The organism is Pseudonocardia sp. KRD291 (assembly GCF_019263595.1).
In the GTDB taxonomy this organism is placed as follows: Bacteria; Actinomycetota; Actinomycetes; order Mycobacteriales; family Pseudonocardiaceae; genus Pseudonocardia.
Genome location: NZ_JADQDD010000278.1, coordinates 1 through 7,966, shown reverse-complemented (window position 1 = coordinate 7,966; position 7,966 = coordinate 1). Strand labels below are relative to the sequence as shown.

Sequence of the window (7,966 nt, the reverse complement as noted above, 5' to 3'; positions counted from 1 at the left end):
GGTGTGTCGGCTGCCGGGCGGGTCGCGAGCCCGAGGGCGCCGAGCGCGACCAGGATCGCCCCGAGGGCGAACCCGACGCGGATCCACCACTGCCTGCGTCGGGGTGCGTGTGCGGCGGCCGCGGAAGCAGTGGGGCGCGGGGTGGTCTTGACCATCGACGGTCTCCTCGACGACAGGGGAACTGTGGTGCGGTGGGCGAGTGCGGGCCCGTTGCGGTGATCCGGACTCACCCAGCAGCGACCCGGGACTCGGGGAGCCTCAGGTTCGGTCGTCGGTGAGGTCGGCGCTGCGCCGCAGAAACTCGTCCCGGTCGATCCGGCCGCCGGCGTACTCCCGGCGCGCGATCTCGACGGCCTCGTTCACACCGCCGGACCCGCCGGCGCCCGCGGTGCGCAGCGCGCGGGCCAGCCACACCGTCCCCAGCACCAGCAACGCCAGGAGTGCCAGCCCGAGCAGGCCGGTGAGCACCATGCCCACGATCCCGGCTACCCCGCTGCAGCACGCCATCCCGTTCATCATCCGCGGTCGCCTCCCTTGATCCTCGTGCTCGTCCGTGGCCTGCAGCGAGCACGCATCCAAGTATCTACTACCGGTCGATAGTACATACGGGGGCGGTTGGTAGGTTGGGCCGGTGCACCGGAGGGTGGTGCAGCGGATCGGGAGGCGCGGATGCCCACGGCTGGTCAGGAGACCGACGACCCGGGACTCGAGCAGGCGCTCGGGGTCCTCGGCCCGTTGGAGGCACGGATCATGCGTGCGGTGTGGACCGGGCAGGTGATCGCGCCGTTCACCGTGCACGACGTGCACGACCTGCTGGCGGAGCTGGCCTATACCACCGTGCTGACCACGATGCGACGCCTGGCCGACAAGGAGCTGCTGCACGCGACCGCCGCCGTCGGCCGGCGCTCACACCACTACCGGGCCGCCGGTGACCCGGCGACGTTCATGGCCACCGAGAGCGAGCGCGAGGCCGCCACCGTGGTCGAGCGCTACGGCGACGCGGCGCTCGCGGCGTTCGCGCTGCGCCTGGAGGCGCTGAGCCCCGAACAGCGCGATTCCCTGCGCCGGTTGCGCCGATCGTGACCCCCCGCTGGGGTCGCCCCCCACCCCACCTGCAAGGCCACGGGGCTCTGTCGATACTCGCCGCGGCGGCGGGAGCGGCGCTGCTGTGGTGGGCCGGGGCCCTCTCCGCCCTGAACGCCCTGGGCTGCGGACAGATGCCGTTCTGGGCCTGCTCCACAGACGCCGTCCCCGCGGCCGCGGCCGTTCTGGCCGGCGCGACAGCGGTGCGCGCCACCTGGCTCGGGGTCACCGCAGCCCGCCGGGTACGGGCCTTGGCCCATGTCCCGACACCGCCGGCGCTGCGAGCGGCCGGCGCCGGGATCCGCACCGCCCGGGTCGTCTGCCTGACCACCAGCGGTCAGCTCGCGTTCTGCGCCGGACTCTGGCGCCCGCGGCTGTATGTGTCACTCGGTGCAGTGCAGCGACTCGCCGCCGACGAACTCGCCGCCGTCCTGGCCCACGAGGACGCCCACGCCAGACGCCGTGACCCGCTGCGCGGACTCCTCCGACGAGCGGCAGCCGACGTGCTGTTCTTCGCCCCCCTGGCTCGGCACTGGGACCACCGCCGACGCCTGCGAGCCGAGCTCGTCGCAGACCGCGCAGCAGTCCATCGCGCCGGCGCACCCGCACTGGCCGGCGCACTGCTGGGCATGGTCGCGACCGCACCGGCCGGGGCGGCCGCGTTCGGCCCCGCGGCCGGGTCCGCGATCGACGCACGGATCGCCGCGCTCACCGACACTCCCGCGCCCACCCAACCGATCCCGCTCGAAGCCGGGGCCATGACCATGCTCGGGACCCTGGCCACCACTGTCCTGATCCTGTGCCTGGCCCCGCTCACCATCGCTCTCGGCCTGCACTAGAAGACTCCAAGCGAGCAGCCCCGCGCCGACGCGACCGGCCGGAATCATTGATTGTGTGAAAGGTCGGGTATGCGTGACAGCGGACCGGTGACCATCGGTCAGGCGGCGGCGCGCTCCGGGGTGAGCGCCAAGGCGATCCGGCTCTACGAGGCCCGGGGCCTGCTGCTCCCGACCGCGCGCACGGCGACCGGGCACCGAGTCTTCGACGACGAGGACCTCGAGGTGTTGGACTTCATCGGCCGCGCCAAATCAGCGGGCCTACGCCTGAGCGAGATCAAGACGGTGCTCGAGCTGCAGCGCGCGGGCCAGGCACCGTGCGGACACGTCGTGGATGTGTTGGACGAACGGGTCGCGGAGATCGACGCGATGATGCAAGACATGGCGGTCCGGCGACAGCGGATCGTCGACCTGCTCGACAAGACCGATCGTGGCCAGGAGGGGTCCGGGTTGTGCTCGATCCTGTCGGCCGCTGATCCACCCGGAGAGCTTCGCGACTCTGCCGCCGGGCGCCCGTAGGAGTGGTCTCGTGACCTCGCGGGCCCGACGAGAGTAGGTCCCGATCGCTGGCTCGTGTGGGCCAGGCCTGGAGCAGACGGCGGGGTGGAGCACTGCCGTGGCAGTGCTCCACCCCGCTGCGATCAGGCGATCACACGCCCTCGGCGATCGCACGGCACTGGCGGGCGCACTCGCGGCACGCCTGCGCACAGGCGCGGCAGTAGTCGGCGTCGTTCTGCTCGCAGAGCTCGGCGCAGGCGTCGCACACCTCGGCGCACAGCGCGGCGACCTTCGGCGCCAGCGCGGACCCCCGGGCCAGCAACGTCCCGAGCAGAGTGCAGATCGCTGCGCAGTCCACACACATCCGCCCGCAGTCGGTGCGCCCGGCGGGCAGACAGCAGTTGTAGTGGCATACCTCGCAGGACTCCCGGCATTTGGCAACCGCATCCAGGGCCGCCTGGTAACGCTGCTCCACCATGGTCGCAGCCATAGCAGTCTCCTCTCGCTCACTTCTCCGATCACGGACCCGAGTCGGGCCCGCCATCAGCCATGAGTAGCCCCTTGCCCCGGGGGAAGGGCAAATGCCGAGACGCAGACCACGCAGAGATTCCCGACGCCGATCGCCGCCGCCGTTGGAGAATGCCGGAGTTCCATATCCGCGGGCAACGCCGGGGTCGGCCTCCCGCGCTGACTCCGAGGCAGGTGCGTCAGGACCGGCTGCTGCTGGCCCGGCTCGACGAGTCGATGGGCTCGATCGCCCGGCTACTCGGAATCAGCCGCACCACCCTCTACAAGCACGTCCCCGAGCTGCGCCACGACGGCGGCCGAGCTGTGCTGGTCGACGCCGTGCGCTCGGGGGCGCTGGCCTCCTATGACGCCCGCCAGCTCCCCGTTCAGACCGGGATCGCCCTTCGACCGGAGGCCCACCATGGCTGACCTGAGCACGCCACCCACCCGGGCTGTGCGCACCTGCGTGATCCCGGACCTCGACGACGAGCTGGTGGAACGTTCCGTCAGGTCGAGGAGATGCGGTGCTGACCCTGTCCGCGTGGGAGGAAGACCCGACGACGGGCCGGGTCCGTTCGTGCTGATGTGTGCTGCCCGCGCCCCTGGCCGAGCGGTCTGCGCTGGACGCGCTGAACCGGGTCCAGATGGCGGTCCTGGTGACTCATACCCGCACCGACCACGCCGGACAGGAGATCTCGCCAGCTCCCGGGCGTGGCAGGGCCGGCTGCTGGGTCCGGACGGGCGCTACGAGCACCGACCACCTCGTCCGCTCGACCTCGATCCCGCCGACGCCCTCGCCTGGGTGGCCGCCACCCTCGGCCACGCCCTGGCCACCATCCCTCGGGATCCGAGCTGACCGACGCCATCACCGCCGACGCCACGGATGCGGGCCCCACCTATGGGCTGGCGCCCACACCGGTATAGCCGGTCGAGGGACTGGCCCGCGCGCACGGCCTGTTCGACCTCGCGGACACCGCGGCGCTGCGAGCTCGCCTGGTCGCCGCCGACGGCGCGTTGGCGATGTCGTTGGCCGGGCGTAGGCGGCCGTGTCCCTGAGCGACTGAGCTGGACGTCGACAGATCACCCGAGGAGACGAGCATCGGATGCAACTCCCACTTGATCGCTTAGAGCCCCATGTTGGTCGCAGCATTGCCTGTCCAGGCGGATTCGACGCGTACGTAGCCGCCGACCGAGCTCAGGGAGCGGTGGCGGGTCTGCGCGGCGATCTCCCGGTCGGAGGCTCCGCGCAGGTGGGTCCAGGTGACGAACCCGGCCCGCATGGAGTGCGGGCTGTAGCCGATGTCGCCGTGCCCGGCCGCGGCGGCGAGGGCGGTGATGCGGCGGTTGACCGAGGTGCGGTGGAACCGGCCGGCGGTGATCCGGTTGCCGGTGGAGACGCGGCGCAGCACCGGGCCGTCGGTGATGGCGGCCACCTCGATCCAGCGATCGAGGGCGCGGACGGGGCATGCCTCGGGGTGCGCGCCGCGGGGCAGGATGACGAGTTCGGTCTGTTCGCCGCGCTGGTTGGTCTTGGAGCTGGGGATGACCAGGACCCGACCACGGTCGTGGGGCAGGACGTTGTCGATGGTGAGCTCGCACAGTTCGGAGCAGCGCAGCGCGGACCAGAACCCGACGAGCAGCAGGGCACGGTCGCGGGCGCCGGCGAGGTCGGGTTCGGCCGGGCGGGTGCGGAAGGTGCGCGTGGTCCCGGTGGCGGCGATCAGGTCGAACAGCTGCGGGGGCATCAGCGGGGGCGCCTGGTCCGGTGGTGCGCCGTGGGTGCGCCGGATCCCTTCCCAGACCGCGGTGACCCGGGCGGGGCTGGTGGGGTCGGGCAGGTCGCGCAGGCCGTGGAAGAACCGGATCGCGGCCATCCGCCGGCTCATCGTCGACACCCGCGCCCCGGCGCGGGCGAGCATCGCCAGGTAGCCCGACACCGCGGCCGGATCGGCCGGGAGGGACTGGCGCTGTTCGTGGTCGCACCACTGGCAGAACTCGCGCCAGTCCGCCTGGTAGGCGCTCACCGTCGCCGACGCCTTCGAGGCGCGGACGTAGTCGCCCTCCTCGGCCGAGAGCGGCTCCTCGCCGGTATCCGGGCCAAGCAGCGGCCAGCGCTGCGGGTCCTCGCCGGGATCGGCGAGCAGTTCCGAGCCCGGCGCGGCGGCGGGCAGCGGGGTGTCGGTCACGATCGCCGACCGTAGCCCGAGCCGGCCGAGCGAGGACGGATCAGGACCATCGGGCGGGGGCGAGGTCCCGCCCGTGGACCATCGGGCGGGGGCGAGGTCCCGCCCGTGGTGGACCGACGCACGGCTGGATCGGTCCGCCGGCCCCGCTGTTCATGGCTCGATCCCGGCCCAGGGGTCGGGGTCTTCGCACTCGGTGAGGTCATGCTCGGCGAGCTCGGCGTCGAGGTCGAATTCCCAGAAGCGCTCGTACGGTGCACCCCAGCGGGCCGCTGAGGCGCAGCACCACGCTTCTTGCAGGGCCAGCACCTCGCCGCCGGTGAGCTGGTGGCGCCGCTCGAAGATCCGCTCGACGGCGTCATAGAGCGGCAGATCCGCGCCGAGCACGGGTCCCGGCCCGCGCAGCGGGCCAGGTCGTGCCGGGCGTAGAACTGTGGATCGCGCTCCCAGAACCGGTCGGGCGCCACCCGCGGCATCCGGACCGCGCTCGCGCAGGTCCAGATCGAGGCCAGCGAGCGCAGCACGTCATTGGGCAGCTGGTGACGGACGGCGTAGACGGTAGCGACGACGGGGGCGAGATCGGTCGGAGTCGTGGGCACAGTCGCTCCTCGTAGGACGGTAGGGGCCCACCGCTCGGGCACGGTGCCGGCGGCTTCTCCCCGGTTCTTAGCGGATGGATACGACACTCACCCCGACCTCGAGCGAGGTCCAGGCGGTGTCGGCGGTGACCGCCGGCCGGCCCAGTCGGGCAGCGAGGGCCAGACAGCACCGGTCACCCAGGGACAGCCCGGCGGAGCGGGTGGCGGGCCAGAGCCGGGAGGCCGCGATCGCATCGTCGGCGTCGAAGGGCTCGACGCGCACACCGGCGGTGCGCAACAGGCGGGTGGTGCGGTCGGCGTCGACGCCGTGCTGGGCGAGCTTCTGGTGGACCTCCGCGAAGTTCACCGCGCCGATCACCGCGTCGTCGAGATGGGACGCCACGACCTCGGCGCCGGGCTCGGCCTGCAGCCAGGCCAACACGGCGGAGGCGTCCAGCACCGCCGGGTCGCCGCCGTAGTCCGGACCGGTCACGGCGCGGTGTCCTCGGTAGCGGCTTCGGCGCGGCGCTCGGCGATGAGCTCGTCGGCGGCCGAGCTGCCTGGCTCCCCCTGCCAGGAGGTGGCGACCTCGCGGCGGATCCGGTCGAGCAGATCGTCCTGGCTCTCCATCACCACCCGGCCGTCCTCGACGTAGAGCACGAGCTTCGACCCCGAACCGATCCCGAGCTCCCGGCGGACCTGCGCCGGGATCAACACCCGCCCCTCCCGGTTGACAACAACCTCGGAACGCTCCGAATGCCTCGACATATCTGACACATAACCAGCGTAGCAGGAGTATGCGCTGCTTGGTGACAGGGTCATCAAGAGTCTGACAGGTCAGCGATCTACCTACCGTGAGTACTGCTCTACGCAACATAAACTTGATTCTGTCGCGTAGCACAAGGGATGCTGCTTACTCGTTCTGTTGTGTTTCGTTTTCAACGAAACACAACGATATTGACGCTACGAAACGTATCGGCTATGCTGGAGGGCGTGAGCGAGGAACGCGCCACGGGCGCCACCGGAGCGGGACCGGACGACCCAGCACGCGGGGCCGTTACGGGTGCCGGCGCGACGGCGCCCGGGGCCGGGATCGACCTGATCGCCTGCGCGATGCCCGGCGGCTGCAGCAACGTCGTCGAGTACGCCGGGACCGGGCGCCGGCCCAAGTACTGTTACCTGCCCGTCGACGGCGTCGTGCACAACCGCTACAACGCACACCGGGTCAACCAGGGCCAGCTGACCCTGCCCGCCCCGGGTAGCCGCGGCGGCAGCACCGCGACGACAGGGTCCGGCGCGCCGTTCGCGCCCCGGCCGGTGTCGCTGGCCCGGGCCAGCCTGGAGGCCGTGCGCGACGAGATCGCCAGCACCGTGGCCGGACATCAGACCTGGATGACCGACGCGCTCACCCGGTTCGAGGAGGCCCTGGCCACCGCGACCGATCCCGACGCCGCCGCGGCCGAGGTCACCGCCGCGCACCGCGAGACCCGCGCCCTGGTCGACGCCGCCGAGGCCGCCGCCGAGACCGCCAGCACCCGGGCGCGTACCGCCGAGAACGCCGCCGCCGCGGCGAACGCCGCCCAGGCCCAGGCCGAGGCCGCCGCCGAGGACGCGCTCGCCGAACGCGACGAAGCCACCGACGACCGCGATCGCTACGTCGGGCTACTCGCCGACCGCGGCGCCGAACTCGAGCGCACCCGGGCCGGGCTCGCCGACACCGAGCTCGCGCACCAGCAGGCCGTCGCCGAACGCGACCAGCTCACCGAGCAGCTCACCGCAGCCCAGGCCGACCGCGACCGCGTCACCGACGGGCTCGCGGCGCTGCGCGAGGACCAGGACATCCTGCGGGCCCAGCACCAGCAGGCCCAGGCCGAACGCGACACCGCCCGCGACGAGCTGGCCCAGACCCGCACCGACCTCACCGCCGCCCGCGACGACGCCACGACCCAGCGTCAGCGCGCCGAGACCGCCGCCCGCGACCAGCACACCGCCGACCAGGCCCTCGACGGGCTGCGCGCCGAACTCGCCGAGGCCCGCACCCGCGCCGAGGAACACGCCGCGGCCGCCGCCGAGGCCCGCACCGCCCAGGCCGTCACCGCCGCCGAGAACACAGCCCTGGCCCGCCAGCTCGAACGCGACCTCCAGAGCGAACGTAGCCACGGCGAACAGCGACTGGCCGACCTGCGCGAACGCCACGCCGACGAGCTCCGCGCCCTGCACGCGCGCACCGCCGGCCCGGACCCCGACCGCCGGGACCAGGACGAGCAGGACAGCACCGCTG

At 72.5% G+C, this 7,966-nt stretch carries 11 protein-coding genes; 5 read left to right on the top strand and 6 right to left on the bottom strand.

Translation table 11 applies throughout. The features are described from left to right. Positions 1-258: 258 nt before the first annotated feature. Complete coding sequence (locus I4I78_RS26930; protein ID WP_218614303.1) at positions 259-519, bottom strand: hypothetical protein; 261 nt, start codon at positions 517-519, stop codon at positions 259-261. 150 nt (positions 520-669) lie between these two features. On the opposite strand from I4I78_RS26930, the gene I4I78_RS26925 reads away from it, so the two are divergent. The 3 genes from I4I78_RS26925 (at position 670) to I4I78_RS26915 (ending at position 2,438) form a co-directional block, all read left to right on the top strand. Beyond that, positions 670-1,083 carry a BlaI/MecI/CopY family transcriptional regulator gene (locus tag I4I78_RS26925; protein ID WP_218614302.1) on the top strand — a complete coding sequence of 138 codons (414 nt, stop codon included), beginning with the start codon at positions 670-672 and terminating at the stop codon, positions 1,081-1,083. Next, positions 1,080-1,922 (top strand): M56 family metallopeptidase, encoded by an 843-nt coding sequence (locus I4I78_RS26920; protein ID WP_218614301.1) that lies wholly within the window; start codon positions 1,080-1,082, stop codon positions 1,920-1,922. Before I4I78_RS26925 ends, I4I78_RS26920 begins: the two co-directional genes overlap by 4 nt. Positions 1,923-1,991: 69 nt before the next feature. After that, complete coding sequence (locus tag I4I78_RS26915) at positions 1,992-2,438, top strand: MerR family transcriptional regulator (protein WP_218614300.1); 447 nt, start codon at positions 1,992-1,994, stop codon at positions 2,436-2,438. 130 nt (positions 2,439-2,568) lie between these two features. Here the strand turns inward: I4I78_RS26915 and I4I78_RS26910 are convergent, their stop codons facing one another. Beyond that, entirely contained in the window at positions 2,569-2,907 is a 339-nt protein-coding gene (locus I4I78_RS26910) for a hypothetical protein (RefSeq protein WP_218614299.1), read from the bottom strand. Between the two features lie 212 nt (positions 2,908-3,119). On the opposite strand from I4I78_RS26910, the gene I4I78_RS33070 reads away from it, so the two are divergent. Continuing rightward, positions 3,120-3,353, top strand: coding sequence for a helix-turn-helix domain-containing protein (locus I4I78_RS33070; protein WP_308252380.1), 234 nt, complete (start codon positions 3,120-3,122; stop codon positions 3,351-3,353). Positions 3,354-4,048: 695 nt separating this feature from the next. On the opposite strand, the gene I4I78_RS26900 is transcribed toward I4I78_RS33070, so the two are convergent. The 4 genes from I4I78_RS26900 to I4I78_RS26885 form a co-directional block, all read right to left on the bottom strand. After that, positions 4,049-5,110, bottom strand: a complete 1,062-nt coding sequence (locus tag I4I78_RS26900) for a site-specific integrase (RefSeq protein WP_218614298.1) — start codon at positions 5,108-5,110, stop codon at positions 4,049-4,051. 150 nt (positions 5,111-5,260) lie between these two features. Then, positions 5,261-5,494, bottom strand: coding sequence for a hypothetical protein (locus I4I78_RS26895; RefSeq protein WP_218614297.1), 234 nt, complete (start codon positions 5,492-5,494; stop codon positions 5,261-5,263). Positions 5,495-5,773: 279 nt separating this feature from the next. Beyond that, the gene (locus tag I4I78_RS26890; RefSeq protein ID WP_218614296.1) at positions 5,774-6,178 is read right to left on the bottom strand and encodes a type II toxin-antitoxin system VapC family toxin; all 405 of its coding nucleotides are present in this window, start codon (positions 6,176-6,178) and stop codon (positions 5,774-5,776) included. Further along, positions 6,175-6,453, bottom strand: coding sequence for an AbrB/MazE/SpoVT family DNA-binding domain-containing protein (locus I4I78_RS26885; protein WP_218614295.1), 279 nt, complete (start codon positions 6,451-6,453; stop codon positions 6,175-6,177). Before I4I78_RS26885 ends, I4I78_RS26890 begins: the two co-directional genes overlap by 4 nt. Positions 6,454-6,678: 225 nt before the next feature. On the opposite strand from I4I78_RS26885, the gene I4I78_RS26880 reads away from it, so the two are divergent. Beyond that, the coding region (locus I4I78_RS26880) for a hypothetical protein (RefSeq protein WP_218614294.1) at positions 6,679-7,966 on the top strand (1,288 nt) is incomplete at its 3' end.